Raw genomic sequence first — 20,892 nt, 5'->3', positions numbered from 1 at the left:
TTTCAATAATGGCAACTTCTTCTTTTTTCAGCCCTAAAGTTTATTTTGGTGAAGATTCAATTACGTTTTTAAGTCATCTGAATCATAAAAAAGTGGCGATCGTTACCGATGATTTTATGGTGAGCTCGGGCAAAACTCGCTATCTGATCGATGCGATGCCCCATGCCTCGGTGTCCGTTTTTGGGGAGGTAAAACCCGATCCAAACGTCGATATTCTAAAGGCCGGTGCTGCACAATTTAAATCCTTTAAGCCCGATGCCATTGTTGCTTTGGGGGGAGGATCGTCACTGGATGCCGCCAAAGGCATTAAGGTGACCCTTGAAGCCCTCGATCAAAACCATCGGATTGAGTTGATTGCCATTCCCACCACCAGCGGTTCAGGCTCCGAGGTGACGTCCTACGCCATTATTTCCGAACCGGAAAATGGCCGTAAATACCCATTGATTGCTCAGGCTCTTATGCCAGATGTGGCCATTCTGGATCCGCACCTGGTATTGAGCGTGCCGCGTCATATCGCGGTGGATACGGGGATGGACGTATTAACCCATGCGATCGAAGCGCTGGTCTCTACCGGAGCTAATGATTTTAGCGATGCGTTGGCGGAAAAGGCGATCGATTTGACGTGGCGTAATTTGCCATTGATCTACAACGACGAGAAAAATATTCAGGCGCGCATGCATATGCACAATGCCTCCTGCATGGCTGGAATGGCCTTTAATTCCGCAGGGCTGGGGCTGGTTCACGGTATGGCTCATGCTATTGGCGGTATGTTGCATATTCCTCATGGCAAAATTAACGCTATGCTGCTTCCTTTATTGATTGAGTTTAATGCTGAGCAAGCCTCGCCACAGACGCTCGAGCGTTATCTGAAATGCGCTTTTATTATGGGAATACAGCATGACTGCCCGCGTCAGAGTATTGCTCAGTTGGTGCAGCAGATCCGTAATCTCAACCAGCAGTTTGCCATTCCCGCAACATTGAAAAAGCTAGGTATTGATATTGCCGCCTTCGAACGGTTGCGTGAGCAACTCATTGATGCCGCGCTGGCGGATGGGTGCACTGCCTCAAATCCTCGGCAGGCTTCACCGCAGGACATCAACCAACTGCTGTCCCTGATCGTTGGCTAGTCTGGACAAGATTGTCCCTGTGGACGCAGCGGGTAAAAAAAATCCAGTCTAAAGGCAAAAAGCGTTTTGCGAGTCTGAATATCCTGAAATACACCCGCGGAATGGCACCGTTTTATCACTTATTTATCAGGTTTCACGTTATGAATTACCAACAACAACAGGCTGAATGGATCACGCAACAAATTATGCAGGAACTGGCGGCCGGGAAAAGCCAGCTACGTTCAACATCCGTTGATATCAATCAACGGTTGGCGATCCCTGTTGGCATCTCTAACCGCCATGTTCACCTGTGTCGTGAAGATATGGATGCACTGTTCGGCTATGGCTCTACGCTTACGCGGATGAAGGCGGTCAAACAACCGGGCCAGTTTGCTGCTCAAGAGACGGTAACGCTGCGCAGCTGCAAAGGGGAGATAGCCAAAGTACGAGTGCTGGGGCCGTTGCGCAAGGTGACTCAGGTGGAGCTCTCGGTTGCAGATAGCTTCGTATTGGGAATCAAGGCTCCGGTGCGTATGTCAGGCGATCTGGAGGACTCCCCGGGGATTGAAATTATTGGCCCGCACGGCAGTGTGGTGAAGCCACAGGGGGCGATCGTTGCCTGGCGCCACATTCATATATCACCGCAAGAGGCAGAGCGGCATGGTCTACGTGATGGGATGGAAATCACTATCCAGGCTGAAGGACTGCGCGCCGGGATGCTGAGTCATGTGGTGGTGCGTGTCAGCGCGGATGCGGTGCTGGAACTGCATATTGATGTGGAGGAGGCCAATGGGTTCGGCTTGCGCAATGGGGATGTCGTGCATCGGGTGTTTGCGGATATCAGCCATGGCTGAGGCAAGCCACGCCACTCAGCGCTGGCACATGGCCATGAATGTGGAGTGAAAAGAGGACATTTATGGACAGTCTGACGTTATCACGGTTGCTGGACAAGGCTATCTCCCAACTGCTGGCCGAGAAACATCGTTCGCTTAACGCCGGGCGTAAAAAGGTTCGGGTTGTCATTACCGGGGAAGATCTCAGTGCTTTGCCCGTTACCCTGACCAGTCTGTTGGCCTTGGATAAGGCGGGTTATCAGCTACTGGTAACGTTTTCCCATAGTGCCAGTCTTTCAGGACTGCAAGGCGCCTGTATCAAGGCGGTGGCAGCACAATGCGCTGGGGCGTTGTTTACTGAGCGAGGGCCCCAGCCAGATGATGAAGATTATTGCAGCCTGTTTTTACCGGCACTTTCCACCAATAGCCTGACGAAAATTGCATTGGGGATCAGAGATAACATTGCCAGCATGTGGGCATTTCATGCGCTCAGCAGGCAAAAACAGATCATTGTTACTTTAAACCCTGAATGTCACAGCGGCACCACTGTGCTACCGGCACCGTTATTGGCAACAATTGCCAAGTATGTTGCTACGTTGGTTCAGTTTGGCATTGTGATTTCCGGTAAGGAAATGACCAGTTCGTCCAGATCGGTGGCTAACGGTGAGGTATTAACCGGCAAGAGGGATCAACTGATCACACTAAAGGATGTTCGCCTGCTTGCGGTAGGGGAAACGTTGTTTATCGCTCGCCACACATTGGTGACACCTGCCGCGCAGGATGAGATCCGCGACCAGAACATCACCGTAATTCGTGGTTCATAGGGGGAGTTATGTATCTGGCAAAGGTCACAGGCGCGCTGGTCTCAACCACCAAGCATGCTTCATTAAATGGCTGCAAATTACTGTTTGTAGCAAGACTCGATGAACATTATCAACCAACCGGTACCGCCCAGGTGGCGGTGGACTTCGTCGGGGCGGGTAATGACGAGATTGTTATTGTCACTACCGGCAGTTCGGCACGTATGAGCAACAGCAAAGAGCACTCTGTTATCGATGCTGCCGTCGTAGGCATTGTGGACGCTCTGGAGTTTAACCACAGATAGCGGGTGCTGAGCGATATATTTTAGGAGAAACAGATATGCCTGCACACGGTAGTTTTCCTGATCCCCGGCTTGATCGTTGGATTAGTTCGGCCATTGCCAATCAATTGCCGGAACGGCAGCTCTCTCTAAGCCTGGAAGACGCCTCTGCCTTGGCATATTTTGCCAGCCAGGAGGCGCAGGCTTGTGATGTTGCAGTGGTGTTTAGCCTGGTGGATGCCTGTGGATACCAGCGCTATTTCTTCAGCATGGATAACGTCTTGCTGGTAAGTCATAGCCTGGCTTATCAAAAAGCTTGGACCGCCGCGGCGCTCAGAATTCCCACCCATGAACTCGCTCTTCAAGTGCAACCCGGAGCTGAACTTTATGGCCTGCAAAATGAGAATGGGATTTGTTGTATTGGCGGTGGTCTGCCCTGCTGGTCGCAAGGGCAGTTATTGGGTGCTATTGGCATTAGCGGTGGCAACGTCGAACAAGATCTTAACATCGCCTGTAAGGCGCTTGAACGGTTTAGCGCAAAATACTATGCGCTCACGGCTTCTAGAACATAACGATTTTTTTAAATTGGTTTTTACTGACAGGGGTCAACATGTCCTTAGCTTCACTGATTCTGGTTATTAATTGTGGTTCGTCCTCGCTGAAGTTTTCACTGCTCCCCTTGGCAGAAGGAGAACCGGTATTTTCCGGGCTGGCTGAAAGATTGGGATCAGATAATGCCAGCATCACATTTAAGGATCAGGCTGGTACTAAATCTACGCGGATGTTGGCGGAAACCAGCCATCATTTTGCGCTAAAAATCCTGTTTGGCGAATTGGATCAGCGGCAATGGTTGCCTTCGATCGGTGCCATTGGTCATCGGGTTGCTCATGGTGGCAGTGAGTTCAGCCACTCTGCGTTGATCAACCGTGAAGTGATGGAGAAAATCAGCGCGCTCTCGGCGTTGGCTCCGTTACATAATCCGGCCAACCTGATTGGCATTGAAGCTACGATAGCGCTGTTGCCTACACTACCGCAGGTGGCTGTTTTTGATACGGCTTATCACCAGACGCTGCCGCCAGAGGCCTATACCTACGCGATCCCACACGAATATCTGGAGCGTTATAAGGTCAGGCGTTATGGTTTTCATGGTACTTCCCATCGTTATATTGCCGCACAGGCCATTACGGTGCTCGGCCTGGATCCCACCGATCACGGCATCCTTATTGCCCATTTGGGTAATGGTTCATCGGTATGTGCGGTCAAAAATGGTCAAAGTGTGGACACATCGATGGGGATGACGCCGCTGGAAGGCCTGGTAATGGGCACGCGTTGTGGCGATCTGGATTTTGGTGCAGCGGCTTATATCGCAACCTGTACAGGGCAGTCGATCGAGTCGCTTTACCAGATGGTGAATAACCAATCTGGATTGTATGGTTTGTCGGGGTTGTCCAGCGATTGCCGCACGTTGCAGGAAGCGCGTAGCCAAGGTCACCCGCGTGCTTCCCTGGCCATCGATGTGATGGTGCACCGTTTGGCCCGCCATCTGGGCGCACATCTCACTTCTCTCCCACGGTTGGATGCGCTGATATTCACCGGCGGCATCGGTGAGAACTCAGCCCTGGTCAGGGAGTTGACCATCAAACGGCTCGGCGTGTTTGGCCTGCAACTTGATGAGACGAAAAACCAGCAAACCTATGGTGGCCTCCACGAGGTGATTTCTCTACCAGATACCCCTATCGTCGCCGTTATTCCTACTAATGAAGAGAAAATGATCGCCCGGGATGCTGCTGCGATTGCTGGCGCGCTTTAATTCTTTAAACCTTACGAGATTAGGGCAATGAATACCCGTGCTTAGTGCTGGCCGTTATTCAGGGTAAGCATAGAGAGATGGCGGTTTAACTTCAGGTGGATTTTATTGTCCAGCCGGTTGTTGAGATAACAAGATAGTCTCGCAGACGGGCAAAACATTTTGTCTTGATATCCATAATATTATCTTGCGTGAATAGATGACGTGCAGGGAAAGAACCGTATCGGCTATTCCTCTGCATTTATTATCCCAATGGAATAAATGAGGTCGTTATGCAACAAGAAGCGTTAGGTATGGTTGAAACTAAAGGCCTGGTCTCTGCAATTGAAGCCGCAGATACCATGGTGAAATCCGCCAACGTGACTCTGGTGGGTTACGAGAAGATAGGCTCTGGCCTGGTTACCGTCATGGTGCGTGGCGATGTAGGGGCGGTTAAGGCTGCTACAGATGCGGGTTCTGCGGCTGCCACCAAAGTGGGTGAACTGGTCTCCGTACACGTTATTCCGCGCCCTCATATTGAAGTGGAAAAAATTCTGCCGAAAGCCGTCGGTTAATAACGCCAGAGGATACCGATCATGAAAGATAATCTTGTCGAGCAGATTATATCTGAAGTAATGAATAGACAGACCGATGACAGTGCCAATAACAAGACTGCCGATCGTTTTAACGGGTGTGGTTTAACGGAGTTTGTGGGCACGGCTCTGGGGCATACTATTGGTCTGGTAATTGCCAATGTCGATCATCAGTTGCATGAAGTTATGAATATCGACAAAAAATATCGTTCTATCGGTATTCTGGGCGCACGCACCGGTGCCGGGCCACATATTTTTGCTGCTGATGAAGCCGTTAAAGCGACTAACAGCGAAATTTTGACCATCGAGTTGGCTCGCGATACTGAGGGAGGTGGTGGCCACGGTTGTTTGATTATCTTTGGTGCCGAAGATGTTTCCGATGTGCGCCGTGCCGTTGAGGTGGCTCTGTCCGAAATTGACCGTACCATGGGCGATGTGTACGGCTCCCCGGCGGGCCACCTTGAATTCCAGTATACCGCCCGTGCCAGTAATGCCCTGAATAAAGCGTTTGGCGCACCCATCGGCAAATCCTTTGGCATGACCTGTGCTTCCCCGGCGGCGATTGGCGTGGTTATTGCCGATACCGCCGCTAAGTCAGCGGTGATTGAGCCTATTGGCTATGCCAGCCCGGCTAAAGGTACCAGTTTCAGCAATGAGGTGATCTTTACCTTTGCTGGTGATTCCGGTGCGGTTCGCCAGGCTGTGATCGCTGCGCGTGAAGTGGGGCTACAATTGCTTTCCACGCTGGATCCGACACCGATTAAATCCACGACCAAGCCTTATATCTGACTCTTCGGGCTTATTGTGTGTGCGAAGCGATGTGAAGTAAGGAATCAACAGCATGAATGATATTGAAATTGCTCAAGCCGTCTCGACTGTTCTGAGCAAGTACACCAAGGCGAAGCCAGAGGTTACTTCAGCGGTCGCGTCCGCTGTCAGCCAAGGGAATGAGACTGACAGCCTGGACGCTATTATTGCCAGGGTGCTGGCCAAGCAAACCGCAACCGCTACCTCCTTTACGGGTAACGGTGCATTTGCCACCATGGATGAAGCGATTACCGCAGCCGTGCAGGCACAAATCCAGTATCGTCATTGTTCCATGCAGGATCGCGGGACTTTTATTAACGGTATTCGCGAAGTCTTTCTGCAGGAGGCGGTGTTGCAGGCCATCTCCCGCATGGCGGTAGAAGAAACCGGGATGGGAAACTATCACGATAAGCTGATAAAAAACCGCGTAGCGGCGCTGAAAACTCCGGGTCTGGAAGACTTGACCACCAGCGCGCTAAGTGGCGATAGCGGTTTAACGTTAATGGAGTATTCCGCTTATGGGGTCATTGGTTCTATTACGCCAACAACCAACCCGACGGAAACCATCATCAATAACAGCATTGGCATGTTGGCTGCGGGTAACACCGTGGTGTTCAGTCCGCACCCTCGTTCGCGACAGGTCTCTTTATATGCTGTCGAGTTAATTAATAACAAGCTCGCCAGTTTGGGGGCGCCAGCCAATATGGTGGTGACGGTAACCACGCCTTCCATTGAAAACACCAATGCGTTAATCAATGATCCGCGGATCAATATGCTGGTGGCTACCGGGGGCCCGGCGATTGTGAAAACCGTGATGTCTTCTGGCAAAAAGGCTATCGGAGCCGGGGCTGGCAATCCCCCTGTCGTGGTGGATGAAACGGCCAATATCGAAAAGGCGGCCCAGGACATTATCAAGGGATGCAGTTTCGATAACAATCTTCCCTGCGTAGCCGAAAAAGAAGTCATTGTGGTCAATCAGGTCGCGGACTATTTGATTCATTGCATGAAGAAGAGTGGCGGCTATCTATTGTGCGATAAAAAACTGATCCAGCAATTGCAAACGCTGGTGTTGAACGAAAAGGGAAGTGGTCCGAACACCGCCCTGGTCGGTAAAGATGCACTGTATATCCTGCAACAACTGGGGGTACGTGCGCCGGAGGAGACCAAGGTTATCCTGGTTGAAACCGAGAAGGATCATCCTTTTGTGGTGCATGAGTTGATGATGCCGGTGCTGCCCGTCGTCCGTGTGGACAACGTGGATGAAGCGATCGATCTGGCGGTGAAGGTAGAACATGGCAATCGCCATACTGCCGTTATGCACTCAACCAATGTCGAAAAGCTCACCAAGATGGCTCGTCAGATCCAGACCACCATTTTTGTGAAGAATGGACCGTCCTATGCAGGATTGGGCGTAGGGGGCGAGGGATATGCCACCTTTACCATCGCAGGGCCAACCGGTGAAGGGCTGACATCCGCACGGGCGTTCGCAAGAAATCGCCGCTGTGTCATGGTCGAAGCGCTACATATTCGTTGAGCAAGGCTGAGGGTAACCTGAAGATGAAAAAACGCATCATAAACGCACCGACTCTAGACATTGTGGCAATGCTAAAACGCCGGATGCCTGGCGAGTTTCGCACCAGGCTTGATTTGATTCGTGTTGATGCCATTGGTCTGGTGATGTTGCCGGTGCCCGATCTCTATTTTTATGCGGATGCCGCCAGTAAAAGTGCCCATGTGGTGGTATCGGAAATCTTTGGCAGTTGCCCACAGCATATTACTACCTTGGCGATATTTGGTGAGGTCTCCGCGGTTAATGAGGCCATGCGAGTTATCGAGGACGATACTAACATATTCTGAGAGTTCGCTGATGAAGAAGATCTTATTGCTTGCAGGCGACTTCTCTGAAGACTATGAAGTCATGGTGCCTTGGCAGGCGTTAACCATGTTAGGTTTCAGAGTCGATGTAGTTTGCCCAGGAAAGGGGGAAGGTGAATATATCAAGACGGCGATCCACGATTTTGAAGGCGATCAGACTTATAGTGAAAAGCCCGGCCATTTATTTCGGCTGACGGCCTCTTTCAATGAAATAAGGCTACAGGACTACTGCGGTTTTTATATTTCAGGTGGGCGCTCATCAGAATATCTGCGTCTCAATAAATCCGTACTGAGTCTTGTTTGCCAAGCCATGAGTCTATCATTACCTGTCGCCGCTATTTGTCATGGCCCGCAGATATTAGTCGCCGCGGGAATTTTAAAAGGAAAAAAACTGACGGGGTATTTCACGGTGAAACCCGAGGTTGAGTTGGCGGGTGGCATTTGGGTTGCCACCGCTGACGATGAGGCGGTGATGGATGGCAACTTGATCACCGCACCAACCTGGATGGCTCATCCTGCCATATTACGCAGTTTTATTAATCTGATGGGTACCAGAATTATCCATTAAGCCCTGCACTGCCGCAAGGTTAAATCATTAATTTCGGGAGTTATTGTATGTTAGAGAAAGGTTTTTCTAATCCGACCGAACGTGTTGTAAGACTCAAAAACATGATTTTACAGGCCAAGCCTTATGTTGAATCTGAGCGTGCAGTGCTGGCTACCGAAGCTTATAAAGAAAGCGAACAACTGCCAGCCATTATGCGCCGGGCAAAAGTGGTCGAGAAGATTTTTAACCAATTGCCGATAACCATCCGCCCGGATGAGCTGATTGTGGGCGCGGTCACCATTAATCCACGTTCGACCGAAATTTGCCCTGAATTCTCCTACGACTGGGTAGAGAAAGAGTTCGACAGCATGGAGCACCGTGTTGCCGATCCGTTTATTATTCCAAAGAAAACCGCGCAGGAGCTGCACGAAGCGTTTAAATATTGGCCGGGTAAAACCACCAGCTCGCTTGCGGCATCCTATATGTCGGAAGGTACCAAAGAGAGTATGGCCAGCGGGGTATTCACCGTTGGGAACTACTTCTTTGGTGGGGTCGGCCATGTCAGCGTGGATTATGGCAAAGTATTGAAAATCGGCTTTCGTGGCATTATTAACGAAGTCACCAGAGCGTTGGAAGCGCTGGATCGCAACGAGCCGGGCTATATCAAGAAAGAGCAGTTCTATAAAGCGGTGCTGATCAGCTATAACGCCGCGATTAAATTTGCGCACCGCTACGCTCAAGAGGCTACCCGCCTGGCCCAACAGGAAAGTGACCTGGTGCGTAAACGTGAACTGGAACAGATTGCACAAAACTGTTCCAGCGTGCCTGAGAACGGCGCTACAACCTTCTGGCAAGCCTGCCAAACCTTCTGGTTTATCCAGAGCATGCTGCAAATTGAATCCAGCGGTCACTCCATTTCCCCAGGGCGTTTTGACCAATATATGTATCCGTACCTGGCGGCGGATAAGTCGATCTCCAAAGAGTTTGCTCAGGAACTGGTCGATTGTTGCTGGATCAAACTCAACGACATCAATAAAACGCGTGATGAAGTGTCGGCGCAAGCTTTTGCAGGGTATGCGGTATTCCAAAACCTGTGCGTGGGCGGGCAAACAGAGGACGGGCGTGATGCGACTAACCCTCTGAGCTACATGTGCATGGAAGCGACAGCACACGTACGCCTGCCGCAACCGTCATTCTCTATCCGTGTCTGGCAAGGGACACCTGACGAGTTCCTGTATCGTGCCTGCGAACTGGTGCGCATGGGGCTGGGCGTTCCGGCAATGTATAACGACGAAGTGATCATTCCCGCGCTGCAAAACCGGGGGGTCACACTGCGTGATGCTCGTGATTATTGCATTATCGGCTGTGTGGAACCGCAGGCACCGCATCGTACCGAAGGTTGGCACGATGCGGCATTTTTCAACGTGGCCAAAGTGTTGGAGATCACGCTTAATGGCGGGCGAGTAGGGAATAAACAGCTGGGGCCGGTAACGGGAGAGTTGACGCAATACACCGGGATGGATGATTTCTATGTGGCCTTCAAGCAACAGATGGCACATTTTGTACATCAACTGGTAGAAGCCTGCAACAGCGTGGATATTGCCCATGGCGAGCGTTGCCCGCTGCCATTCTTGTCGGCTCTGGTGGATGATTGTATTGGTCGCGGCAAATCACTACAGGAAGGCGGTGCAATCTATAACTTCACCGGTCCACAGGCCTTTGGCATCGCCGATACTGGGGATTCTGTTTACGCCATCCAGAAACAGGTGTTTGAGGATCGCAAGCTGACGCTCAATGATCTCAAAGGTGCCCTTGATGCGAACTTCGGTTACTCGGTGGGTAGTGCAGCACCTCAAGCCGTTGCCGGGAAATCCTCGCTGGGCGAGCAAGATGTTTATGACGTGGTCAAGCGGATTATTGACCAGCATGGTTCTCTGGATCCTGCGGCCATCAAGAATGAAGTCTATCGTCAACTTTCAAATGGTGGGGCGGTTACCGCTTCGGCGGAGAAAATTTCTCACCATGAAGAGATCCGTCATATTCTGGAAAACACCCCTTGTTTCGGTAACGATATCGATGATGTCGATCTGGTCGCACGCCGTTGTGCACTGATTTATTGCCAGGAAGTCGAAAAGTACACCAACCCACGTGGCGGTCAGTTCCAGGCCGGGATCTACCCGGTATCTGCTAACGTGCTGTTTGGTAAGGATGTTGGAGCACTGCCTGATGGGCGTTTGGCGAAAGAACCGTTGGCCGATGGTGTGTCACCGCGCCAGGGTAAAGATACGCTTGGGCCGACTGCAGCGGCCAACTCAGTGGCAAAACTCGACCACTTTATTGCTTCCAATGGCACGCTTTACAACCAGAAATTCCTGCCATCTTCGTTAGCTGGCGAAAATGGACTACGTCACTTCAGTGGCCTGGTCAGAAACTACTTCGACAAAAAAGGGATGCATGTTCAGTTTAACGTCATCGATCGCGATATCCTGCTTGAGGCACAAAAAAACCCACAGCAGCACCAGGATTTAGTGGTGCGAGTGGCTGGGTACAGCGCCCAGTTTGTGGTGCTGGCGAAAGAGGTTCAGGATGACATTATCAGCCGTACCGAGCAGCAACTTTAATTAATTCAAACGCTATAACGGAGTTATCTCCGTTAATGGGCCATGCCTTGGTGCATGGCTCATTATTAAAATAACGTGTGTTAACGGTTATCCTCTTGGTTGGATAAATGACAAAACTATTCTTCGGGTGATTTCTCTGCGGTTGAGAAGGATTATCTTCAGCATTGATTGTGAGTAATTTCATGAATAAAGTCGATTACGGTACGCAAGGCGTATTATTTAATATTCAGCGCTATTCTTTGCATGATGGCCCAGGCATTCGTACTATCCCTTTTTTTAAAGGATGCCCATTATCCTGTAAATGGTGTAGTAACCCGGAGTCACAGCGCCCGCAACCCGAGTTGATTTTCAAAAAGAATGACTGTATTCGGTGCGGCAAATGTATCGATGCTTGTCAGCAGAATGCGTTATCGGCTGAGCATCGTTTCTTTATTGACCGCGAGCGTTGCATTCAGTGTGGTGAGTGTACCAGGGTGTGCCCAACTCAGGCGCTGGAAATGAAAGGCAAGCGTATGACGGTGGCCGAGGTGATGCACGAGTTACAGAAGGAGGAAAACCTCTATCGGCGCTCTGGTGGTGGCATTACCCTGTCAGGGGGAGAACCCTTGGCGCAACCGGTATTTGCCCGTGAATTACTAAAAGCCTGCAAGGAAAAGGGATGGCACACGGCCATCGAAACCACCGGCTTGGCTACGGCGGCGGTGATTGATGAAGTGTTTCCCTATGTGGACCTGGCGCTCACCGATATCAAAGCCATCACTCCTGGCCTGCATCTGCATAATACGGGGGTGGAAAACCGGCAGATCCTTGAAAACCTGATACGGATTTCTTTCCTGACGAAAGCGATCGTACGTATTCCGGTGATCCCTGGCATCAATGATAATGTGGAGGAAATTCATGGCATCGCTGAATTCGCACTTTTAATGTTAAATGTCGATACTATTCATTTGTTGCCCTATCATTCGTATGGTGAAAATAAATATGGCCTATTGGGTCGTGACTATCCGATGGGGCAGACTCAGGAGATGGCGGATAGCAAAATGGCATTACTGAAGCGTGAAGTTGAGTCATTAGGTTTTAATTGCCAGATTGGCGGCTGATAGTAATACCTAGGTCGTAGCATTTTTATATCAATACCATAATAACAGGTGCCGTCTCTAACGGGGCCATTCTGCGATCGTCTTTCATCCCATAACATAAAAATATTATTGACTTCCATCATTACAGAGGTGAGCTATATGAGTGGCTTTGATATTCTAGTGGCATTTGGCGGGGGGATTTTTGGTGCAGCGGTTGGAGCACTGGCCGCATTTGAATTTGTTGGTCTATTGGTTATTGTTATGGCTGTGGTACAAATTATTACGGGTACGCCATCTGATTTTATTATGTTCCCCTTTGGCCTGTTTGGGCCGCATACCGGTGGATTTGCCGCCGGGGTGGCTGCCACCGCTTACGCCGCCAAAAGAGGCAAACTGGGCTCTGGACGTGATATTACCGCTGGGCTGAGTGGCCTGGGGGAATATGATGTATTGCTAGTGGGGGGCATATTTGGTGCTCTTGGCTATCTGATTGCCTGGGGGCTTAACCTGATACCTGCTTTTTCTTCCGGCTTTGCCTGGACGGATACCGTCGCACTCACGGTGGTTATTTCAGGTGTGATCAGCCGGTTGATGTTCGGCAACACCGGTTTGTTCGGAAAGCCAGAAAGGGGGATACGTCACTGCTATCCACCCCAGGATAAATGCTGGATGCCTTATCACAGCCGCATTCCGCAGTTGACCGTACTCGGTCTTGGTATTGGGTTGCTGGCGGGTTTTCTTGGACAAAAATTTGGTGGGGATGGCGCACTGTTAGCATTTGGCCTAGCGGCATTCTCCCTGATATTTTTGCATTTCAACACCCAAGTCCCCGTATCGCACCATATTGCCCTGCCGGCGGCGCTGGTGGCGGTATTGTCGCATAGCCTGATTTGGGCTGCGTTGGTGGGGATAATTTGTGCCCTGTTGGGAGAGTTGGTCTCACGCCTGTTCCTGATCCACGGCGATACACATATCGACCCTCCTGCGCTGACTATTGCGGTGATGACAACCATGGTTAATCTGTTGGCGACCCTTGGCTTCTTTACCTTGCTCCCGCTAATGTAAGTGCTATAGGCCAGCAGAGTCTCTGCTGGCCTACATCTCAACCGCTTCGTTCACACATGCCGCGTCCTTATCAACACGGCAGAGTTATTTATGACCGCCTTTTATTTCCGCCTGTGCGCTGCTCTTTTTTTACTGCTGCAGGTTTCGGCATTGCTGGTTTTGGCTCGGTAACGGTTGTTTCGCTGGCGGCCTGCTGTACTGGGGGAACCGCTTCTTTTACCTGCTCTTGAGGTTGTTCGGAGCTACCCATGCAAGATACCGATAGCGGCTCTTCCAATTGCACCAGTGGAATAGTGAGGTCAGGCATAGCTTGTACTTCGGGTTTCGCCCCAACGGTTTCGGCCGAGTGAACTATACCCTCAATATATTGTGCGGTGCGGGCAATGACTTTGTAGGCATATACCTGGCCAATCCTGTTAGCAGCCCCGACCGCAGCGGCAACGGCGGCATTGATGGCGCCGACTTCACCTTCCAGCTTGACCGTGACCATCCCACCGCCTTTGGTTAACTCATAGCCGATGAGGTGCACATTAGCGGATTTCACCGCTGCGTCAGCGGCTTCTACCGCCGCGACCATACCGACGGTTTCAATCAATCCTAAACTCTGCCCTGACATAATTATCTCCTGTTGATGTGTTCATGATCTTGTGAGCGTTGCGTTGGCTACGATTTCAAACGTTAGCCTCTTCGCGCAGTGCCGCTGCCTTATCTGTTTTTTCCCATGGGAAGATATCGCGGCCAAAATGGCCGTAGCAGGCGGTTTGACGATAGCGTGGGGCCAGCAGATCCAGCCGTTGAATGATGCCGAATACGCTGAGATCAAAATGGGACTCAACCAACTGCTGGAGCCGCTCAGGTGCAAGCCTGCCACCACCGAAGGTATTGATACGAATTGAAATCGGGCGTGCCACTCCGATGGCCCATGCGAGTTGTACTTCACAACGATCGGCCAGCCCCGCAGCGACGATATTTTTTGCCACATAGCGTGCCGCATAGGCAGCCGAACGATCGACTTTTGATGGATCTTTACCGGAGAATGCTCCACCGCCGTGAGGCGCGGTCCCGCCGTAGGTGTCCACGATAATTTTTCTTCCTGTCAGTCCACAATCGCCAACGGGGCCCCCGATAACAAAGGGGCCAGCAGGGTTAATCAGAAAGCGGGTCTGTGGCGTGATCCAGCATCTCGGGATCACCGGTTTGATGATTTCTTCGATCACCGCCTCCCGCAACTCGGCCTGTGAAATCTCTGGGCGATGTTGGGTGGACACCACAATGCTGTCGGCATACTGCACCTGATTACGGTAGTAACGCAGCGTTAGCTGGCTTTTGGCATCCGGTAATAGAAAGGGCAACTGTCCCGTTTTACGTAGCGCTGCCTGCCGCTCCATCATTCGGTGTGCATAGAGCAGAGGGGCCGGCATCCTTTCCGCTGTTTCATTACAGGCGTAACCGAAGGTGATGCCTTGATCGCCTGCACCAAGTTGTTGGGGTGAGGAACCGCAGACTCCACGGGCGATATCGGCAGACTGCTTGCCAAGGATATTGAGTACCGCGCAGGTATTGGCGTCGAAGCCCAGATTGGAATTGTTGTAGCCGATGGCGTTTATGGTACTGCGAACAATAGATTCAATATCGACACTGGCGTGGGAAGTTATTTCACCCGCAACAATAGCAACGCCAGTTTTGACCAGGCATTCACAGGCGACTTTCGCCCATGGATCCTGTAACAGGAAAGCATCCAAAATGGCATCGGAAATCTGGTCGGCCATTTTATCCGGGTGCCCCTCGGCAACCGACTCAGAGGTAAACAGATAATCGTCCAAGGTCACGTCACTTTTTTGAGAGATTACCCTCATCTTAGGGGGTGATCCTGACCCGGCGAGTAAACTATCTTGCTGGCATGGTGGACTTTTTTGCCTTACCCGCCGCCGCTAGCGCAAAATTGACAGGGCGGGCTGAAAAGCCGCTAGGATCGCGGTGCGCAAACCCGACAGCGAAAATCTGAAGGGGCCAGACCCGTCTCTTTTTTGAAGATACGGCAGAAATAGTTGGCATCTTGATAAGATAACTCCAGCGCGATGGTATTGACCTTGAGATCGCTGAACTGCAGCAGTGATTTGGCAATACCGATCTTTCTGTTGGCGATGTAGTTTGAGAAACCGGTACCGGTGATTTTTTTAAACGCCCGGCTCAGGTAACAGGAACTAACGAAGGATTTAGTCGCAATATCGTCAAGAGTGAGGTTGTTCAGGATGTTTTTTTCAATATGAAACTTGGCTCGGTCAATGAAATCCATGCTGCCGTTAAAGTTTTTCAACGCTTGGTCAAACACTTCTTCGCTGATGGCGAGCAGGTTGGTCATGATGCGGAAGTAGGCATTACCGTTGAGGCTAGATTGAGCAATATCCTGAATTAATACGCTGATCTTTTTACTGGTTGGGGCCAGCTTTTCCCCTTGGGCTGCAACATGCTGGTTTAACAACTCCAGCACTTCCGTGACGTTTTTATACCGCTCGACCGAGCATTGCGGGGATGCGTAAGCTTCATCCAACGTGGTAAACAAAAAGCTGTGCCATTGGGCATAATCGCAGCGTTCTATCATCCCTCCGATCTGCTGCTTAAGGGCCTTGGATGCCACAATATCCGCTTCGTTAAAGTCCAATGTCTTCTTTATCGTGTCGGTCAAAATGCTTTGCTTTACCGGTTTTAGCAGGTAGTCATCTACCTTGAGGCTCAACATATTGCGTACGATGTCGAAGTCGTCATTGGCTGTGGTGACAATCACTTTGGTATCGGTATTCTTTTTTTTCAGGTACTGGATCACCTGATTCCCATTGGGTAGTGGGATATTGATATCAACAAAAATCATATCAATGCGTTCAAGATTATCGATTAACTGGATCGCTTTTTTACCGGTGGCCGCTTCGTGAACCACCGCATTTTCTACACATTGGCAAATGATCCGACGCAACGCTTCGGACTCAATCAGTTCATCTTCTACAATAACAATGTTGTACATGCTAACTCTCCGTATTATCAGGCTTCCAGCATGGGAAATCTCAGTTTGATTGTGGTGCCCATTCTGGGTTTGCAAGGGCTGGAGATATCCAAGCCATAACTTTCACCAAATAACAACTGGAGGCGTTTTTTTATATTATTAATACCAATCCCGCCTTTCTGGCGATTTTCATCGCCGGACAAAATGTTGGCAATTTCCTCTTTAGAAATGCCGTCACCATTATCGGTCACTTCCAGGATGACGTCATGACCATCATCGGTGGCGCGGATTAGCAGGTGGCTACTGGTGTCACGCGGCTCGACAACATAGTTGAAGAAGTTCTCAACCAACGGCTGCAAAATCAGGAACGGGCATACGACATCATGGTATTTCTCTGGGATGTCACAAAGGTAGTCGAAACGATCCCTCATTCTGACTTTTTGAATCGACATATAACTATTTACATAGTTTATTTCCTGGATCAAAGTGATTAAACCATGATTGTTTTTACGTAATAAATAGCGCATCATGTCAGAAAAATCATGCACCATCGTCTCGGTACGTTGGGCACCTTCCAGATAAGCTAACCGACCAATGGTATTCAGTACATTAAATAAAAAATGAGGGTTGATTTGGTAGGACAAGGCTTTAAATTCGGCTTCGTGGAGTGAGCGCTCTATTTCAACGCGTTTGCGCAGTTCATTGGTTAATTCAAGGTCTTTTTTACGCAGCTCACGTTGAATATTATTAGTATGCGCCTGCTCAACCAGATAGGATGCAACATGTAACAAGGTAAAGGCCGTAGATTCAAAACGTTCGTAAGGAACACGCCGGGTGTTATGATGCAAATTTATCAGCCAGGGGTTTTCCTGCCATACCTGACTATTATTCAATATGTAAGGTATGGTTTTTTCTTTTTCCTCTTCGACCTTTGCCTGCCCGGAAATGAACGCCCCAAGATAATGGTCGTTAATCATAATGGGTACCGCAAACTCGACAAATCCACAATAACAGCGATAAACCACCGGTTTACAAGCTTGCATGGCAGCCCGTCCACCGGCGTTATCGCATTCATAACAGTGTTTGGCCAAGGTTGTGTTAAGACGGGAACGAGCACAAAAGTCGGAAAAACCACTGGGTCTGGTGACGGGCACGCCATTCTGATCTACCACGACCAAAGCAATCATCATTGATTTGCTGAAATTATCCTGCAAAGTTTGGAGTCTGGTTACATCAAGGAACTCATGTAATTTGTATTTGTTATTCATTTTATGTATTTACAGGATTAACTAATGAATGTTATTAGTTAATTATATGCTATTCCGTGCGGTTAGATATTGAGTAGGGTCACAGCAAATACACTTTTATATTAACTTTAGTGTTAACTTATGGGGTGATATGTTGTTCATTAGTGCAGTGTCAGGCCTTCTAAACAACAAATTACTTACAACGACAGCGCGTGATGACGCTAAAGTTAAAGGAAATTTATTAATAAGTTCTGTGTGCCGGAGCATGAGAATGTTTTAGAATTAACTGCACAGGAAAAGATGGGAGGCGAATTCAAGGAACCCGCCTCCCAGGTGTGTCACCGCTATTCAGCCCAGCGTTTGATCACAATCAAGGTGTTGATACCACCAAAGGCAAAGTTGTTGGTTTGCAGGTATTCGCAGTCGATATGCCTGGCTTCTCCCATGATGTAATCAAGAGGCCATCGTTTGATGGCCTGAGATTGTCCTCACCGGTTTTTAACGCAGGGTCGCTTGGAACATCAATGGGTTCGCAAATGCTTTCTACTGCCTAACAATGCCCAGCCGCTCAGCAGTGCCATCATCATCAGGTAATAGCTTGGTGCGAGGCTGGTGCCGGTTGCGGTGATCAGCAAGGTGCAGATCAGCGGTGCAAAGCCACCGAAGACCGTGACGGCCACGTTGTAACTGATCGCCATGCCGCTGGCGCGGGTTGCCATCGGGAACAGATCGGCCATCACCGAAGGCACCGTCGAGAAGTAGATGGATTTCAACAAGGCCAGCCAGCCAACCATCAACATCAGCATCATGGGTGAGGTGTGGTTCACCACCAGCAGGAATGCCGGGTAAATCGTCAGCAGCAACAGCAGCAGCGAGCCCCACATCAGCGGCAATCGGCCAACTTTTTCCGCCCACAATCCCATTATCGGCGTCACGACCGTTAAAATCACGCCGGCCAGCAGAGTGGCGCTAAACGCGGCAGATCCTGACAGATTCAGGTTCTTGGTGGCATAGGTTGGCACATAATTGAGCATGTAATTGATGGCGGTGGAAATCACCATCAACCCGATTGCCAGCAATAGCAGGTTTTTCTGTTTACCGACCAACATTTTCAGCGGTGCTACGGGTTTCTGCTGTTGCACAAAGCTGGCTGGCTCATGCACGTGACGGCGGATATACAGCCCCACCGGGCCAATCAGCAACCCAAAAGCAAAGGGAATACGCCATCCCCAGTCCTGGATTTGTGTTTCCGTCAGCCAGTGGGTCATGCCTAACCCGAAGGCCGAGGCCATCAGGGTGCTAGCTCCCTGCGTGGCGAACTGCCAACTGGCGATAAACGCCTTGCGCTCCGGGAAGTGTTCGACCAAAAAGGCGGTTGAACTGCCAAATTCTCCTCCGGCGGAAAACCCCTGGATCAACCGGGCAACCAGGGTCATCAACGGAGCTGTCAGCCCAATGGTGGCGTAGGACGGCATAAAGGTGATAATCGCGCCGCCGAGTAGCATCAGGCTGATGGACATTAATAAGGCTTTTTTGCGGCCAACGCGATCGGCGTAGGCTCCGAGCACCACGGCACCCAATGGGCGGATCAGGAACGAGACGCCAAAGCTGCCGAAGGTCAGCAGTAACGACACGGCCGGATCTTCCGTCGGGAAGAAAGCATGGGCGATATAGCTGGCGAAAAAGCCATAAACCGCGATATCGAACCATTCCAGCGCGTTGCCGATGCAGGTGGCGAACAGCGTCTTATATAGATTGGGCTTGGCAGCGACGCTGTCCTGTTGGGCTATCGCGCTCATGAGATCTCTCCTGCCCGGCGTTGTGCCAGGATAGAGCTGCCACTTTCTCCTAACTCCCAGAACAGGCGAGTCATGATCTGCAATCCTTCGCGGGCGATGGATTGCAACATATGCTCATTGACCCCGTGTTGACCACATGCCGGGTAGGAGTGGGGGATCCACAGCGTTGGTAATCCCAGAATATCGGCGAAAACGTCATTTGGCAGCGAACCGCCCAGGTTGGGCAGCAAAGCGGGTTTTTCGCCGCTGGTTTGTTGCAGGATCTCCAGCGCCCAAGGAACCAGCGGATCCTGTGGGTTGAGCCTGGTGGCCGGTGAGCCGTGCAGCCACTCCACCTCGACATTGCCAAAGCCGTGCAGTTGCAGATGCTGTTGGATATGGCTGACCAGATTTTGCCAGTCGGTACCTACGACGAAACGTAGCTGGCACACCGCCGTTGCGTTGCCAGGGATGGCGTTCATTGGCCGGGCTGGATTGCCGGTTTGGTAAGCCAGCACCTCAAGCGTATTCCAGCCATACAACCGCTCACTAGGGGTCAGACCGGCTTCCCCCCAGTTTTCATCGATCTCTGGATCACCCGTTTGGCCACCCACGCTGAGTTCGCGCAAGATAGATCGCAGATTGTCATTCAGAGGCGCGGGTTTCAGTGCGGCAACTTGCAATTGCCCATGTTGATTGACCAGTGAGGCGATAGCGTTAGCCAGTTGGGTTCCGGGGTTGCTGAGCAATCCTCCCCAGTTTCCCGAGTGGTAGGCATTGTCCCTGGCGTGGATACTGAGACGGAAATTGATACAACCGCGCGAGCCAAGGAACAGCGTCGGCTGTGTGGCGTTCAGCCGTGGGCCATCGGAGGCGATAAACAGGTCGGCTTGCAGTAATTCACGGTGCTGCTGGCAAATAGCCGCCAGCCCTGGGGAACCGATCTCTTCACCCATTTCGAATATCAGCTTGCAGTTGAACCCCAGCTTGCCACCGCGTGCCTGGAATACCTGCTCCAGCGCCGCCAGATTGATACTGTGCTGCCCCTTGTTATCCGCGCTGCCACGGCCATACCAACGGTCGCCTTCTTCGCTCAGTTCCCAGGGCGAAAGGCCTGGACGCCAGTTCTCGTCATCACCGAAGACCACATCGCCGTGGCCATAGCTTAGCAGGGTGGGTAATGAAGGATCTTCAATACGCACGGCAATCAGAAATGGGCGGTTGGTCGCTTGCGGATTGTCGAACAGCTGTAGTTCGAAACCCAACGCCCGTAACGGCGGCATGATTTCCTGTTCGAGGTAAAGCAAAATGGCGGCATCGTCCTCATGCCGTTGGCTTTCCGTGGCCAGAGCTATACGGCGTGCCAATATCCGGCGGAATTCGCCACTGTCAAAATACGCTGTCGCCAAAGCGACGGCCTGTTCACCCGTCATGAGTATTTTCCCCATTGTGTTTGCATTGTGTTGTTTTACTTGT

Annotated in this window: 20 protein-coding genes and 1 pseudogene; 14 read left to right on the top strand and 7 right to left on the bottom strand. The window is 50.8% G+C overall.

Annotated features, from left to right (window positions below; genetic code table 11):
* The first annotated feature begins 8 nt into the window (after positions 1 to 8).
* From ACRDCA_RS25640 to ACRDCA_RS25575, 14 genes are all read left to right on the top strand, one after another.
* Complete coding sequence (locus ACRDCA_RS25640; protein WP_438692036.1) at positions 9 to 1,127, top strand: 1-propanol dehydrogenase PduQ; 1,119 nt, start codon at positions 9 to 11, stop codon at positions 1,125 to 1,127.
* Between the two features lie 140 nt (positions 1,128 to 1,267).
* Positions 1,268 to 1,960, top strand: a complete 693-nt coding sequence (gene pduL, locus ACRDCA_RS25635; RefSeq protein WP_438692035.1) for a phosphate propanoyltransferase — start codon at positions 1,268 to 1,270, stop codon at positions 1,958 to 1,960.
* Between the two features lie 62 nt (positions 1,961 to 2,022).
* Positions 2,023 to 2,763, top strand: coding sequence for a hypothetical protein (locus ACRDCA_RS25630; RefSeq protein WP_438692034.1), 741 nt, complete (start codon positions 2,023 to 2,025; stop codon positions 2,761 to 2,763).
* 8 nt (positions 2,764 to 2,771) lie between these two features.
* Positions 2,772 to 3,044, top strand: a complete 273-nt coding sequence (locus ACRDCA_RS25625; protein WP_438692033.1) for a EutN/CcmL family microcompartment protein — start codon at positions 2,772 to 2,774, stop codon at positions 3,042 to 3,044.
* A gap of 35 nt (positions 3,045 to 3,079) precedes the next feature.
* Positions 3,080 to 3,592 carry a GlcG/HbpS family heme-binding protein gene (locus ACRDCA_RS25620; protein WP_438692032.1) on the top strand — a complete coding sequence of 171 codons (513 nt, stop codon included), beginning with the start codon at positions 3,080 to 3,082 and terminating at the stop codon, positions 3,590 to 3,592.
* A gap of 38 nt (positions 3,593 to 3,630) precedes the next feature.
* On the top strand, positions 3,631 to 4,830 hold the full coding sequence (gene tdcD / locus ACRDCA_RS25615) for a propionate kinase (protein ID WP_438692031.1): 1,200 nt from the start codon (positions 3,631 to 3,633) through the stop codon (positions 4,828 to 4,830).
* A 269-nt stretch (positions 4,831 to 5,099) separates the two neighbouring features.
* Complete coding sequence (gene grpH, locus ACRDCA_RS25610) at positions 5,100 to 5,381, top strand: propanediol utilization system shell hexameric protein GrpH (RefSeq protein WP_438692030.1); 282 nt, start codon at positions 5,100 to 5,102, stop codon at positions 5,379 to 5,381.
* Positions 5,382 to 5,402: 21 nt separating this feature from the next.
* Positions 5,403 to 6,188: a propanediol utilization microcompartment protein PduB gene (gene pduB / locus ACRDCA_RS25605; protein WP_438692029.1), complete on the top strand. Its 786-nt coding sequence runs from the start codon at positions 5,403 to 5,405 to the stop codon at positions 6,186 to 6,188.
* 52 nt (positions 6,189 to 6,240) lie between these two features.
* Complete coding sequence (locus ACRDCA_RS25600) at positions 6,241 to 7,740, top strand: aldehyde dehydrogenase family protein (protein ID WP_438692028.1); 1,500 nt, start codon at positions 6,241 to 6,243, stop codon at positions 7,738 to 7,740.
* Positions 7,741 to 7,763: 23 nt separating this feature from the next.
* On the top strand, positions 7,764 to 8,063 hold the full coding sequence (locus tag ACRDCA_RS25595; protein ID WP_438692027.1) for a BMC domain-containing protein: 300 nt from the start codon (positions 7,764 to 7,766) through the stop codon (positions 8,061 to 8,063).
* A 10-nt stretch (positions 8,064 to 8,073) separates the two neighbouring features.
* Positions 8,074 to 8,649: a DJ-1/PfpI family protein gene (locus ACRDCA_RS25590; protein ID WP_438692026.1), complete on the top strand. Its 576-nt coding sequence runs from the start codon at positions 8,074 to 8,076 to the stop codon at positions 8,647 to 8,649.
* Positions 8,650 to 8,696: 47 nt separating this feature from the next.
* On the top strand, positions 8,697 to 11,249 hold the full coding sequence (gene grpM, locus ACRDCA_RS25585) for a glycyl radical diol dehydratase GrpM (protein ID WP_438692025.1): 2,553 nt from the start codon (positions 8,697 to 8,699) through the stop codon (positions 11,247 to 11,249).
* Positions 11,250 to 11,431: 182 nt separating this feature from the next.
* Positions 11,432 to 12,349: a glycyl-radical enzyme activating protein gene (locus ACRDCA_RS25580; protein WP_438692024.1), complete on the top strand. Its 918-nt coding sequence runs from the start codon at positions 11,432 to 11,434 to the stop codon at positions 12,347 to 12,349.
* A 138-nt stretch (positions 12,350 to 12,487) separates the two neighbouring features.
* The gene (locus ACRDCA_RS25575) at positions 12,488 to 13,393 is read left to right on the top strand and encodes a permease (RefSeq protein WP_438692023.1); all 906 of its coding nucleotides are present in this window, start codon (positions 12,488 to 12,490) and stop codon (positions 13,391 to 13,393) included.
* A gap of 88 nt (positions 13,394 to 13,481) precedes the next feature.
* On the opposite strand, the gene ACRDCA_RS25570 is transcribed toward ACRDCA_RS25575, so the two are convergent.
* From ACRDCA_RS25570 to ACRDCA_RS25540, 7 genes and pseudogenes are all read right to left on the bottom strand, one after another.
* A complete protein-coding gene (locus ACRDCA_RS25570; RefSeq protein ID WP_438692022.1) occupies positions 13,482 to 14,009 on the bottom strand; it encodes a BMC domain-containing protein in 528 nt (175 codons plus the stop codon).
* A 55-nt stretch (positions 14,010 to 14,064) separates the two neighbouring features.
* On the bottom strand, positions 14,065 to 15,216 hold the full coding sequence (metK, locus tag ACRDCA_RS25565) for a methionine adenosyltransferase (protein ID WP_438692502.1): 1,152 nt from the start codon (positions 15,214 to 15,216) through the stop codon (positions 14,065 to 14,067).
* Between the two features lie 143 nt (positions 15,217 to 15,359).
* Complete coding sequence (locus tag ACRDCA_RS25560; protein ID WP_438692021.1) at positions 15,360 to 16,412, bottom strand: response regulator transcription factor; 1,053 nt, start codon at positions 16,410 to 16,412, stop codon at positions 15,360 to 15,362.
* A 17-nt stretch (positions 16,413 to 16,429) separates the two neighbouring features.
* A complete protein-coding gene (locus tag ACRDCA_RS25555; RefSeq protein ID WP_438692020.1) occupies positions 16,430 to 17,659 on the bottom strand; it encodes a sensor histidine kinase in 1,230 nt (409 codons plus the stop codon).
* A gap of 323 nt (positions 17,660 to 17,982) precedes the next feature.
* Positions 17,983 to 18,096, bottom strand: a pseudogene (locus tag ACRDCA_RS25550) (hypothetical protein); the annotation flags it as partial.
* Positions 18,097 to 18,159: 63 nt separating this feature from the next.
* A complete protein-coding gene (locus tag ACRDCA_RS25545; RefSeq protein WP_438692019.1) occupies positions 18,160 to 19,437 on the bottom strand; it encodes an MFS transporter in 1,278 nt (425 codons plus the stop codon).
* Complete coding sequence (locus tag ACRDCA_RS25540) at positions 19,434 to 20,849, bottom strand: M20 family metallopeptidase (RefSeq protein WP_438692018.1); 1,416 nt, start codon at positions 20,847 to 20,849, stop codon at positions 19,434 to 19,436. The genes ACRDCA_RS25545 and ACRDCA_RS25540 overlap by 4 nt, the downstream gene beginning before the upstream one ends.
* Positions 20,850 to 20,892 lie beyond the last annotated feature (43 nt).

Source organism: Serratia sp. (in: enterobacteria), assembly GCF_051654945.1.
Taxonomy (GTDB): Bacteria; Pseudomonadota; Gammaproteobacteria; order Enterobacterales; family Enterobacteriaceae; genus Chania.
This window is presented reverse-complemented; position numbering and strand designations above follow the sequence as displayed.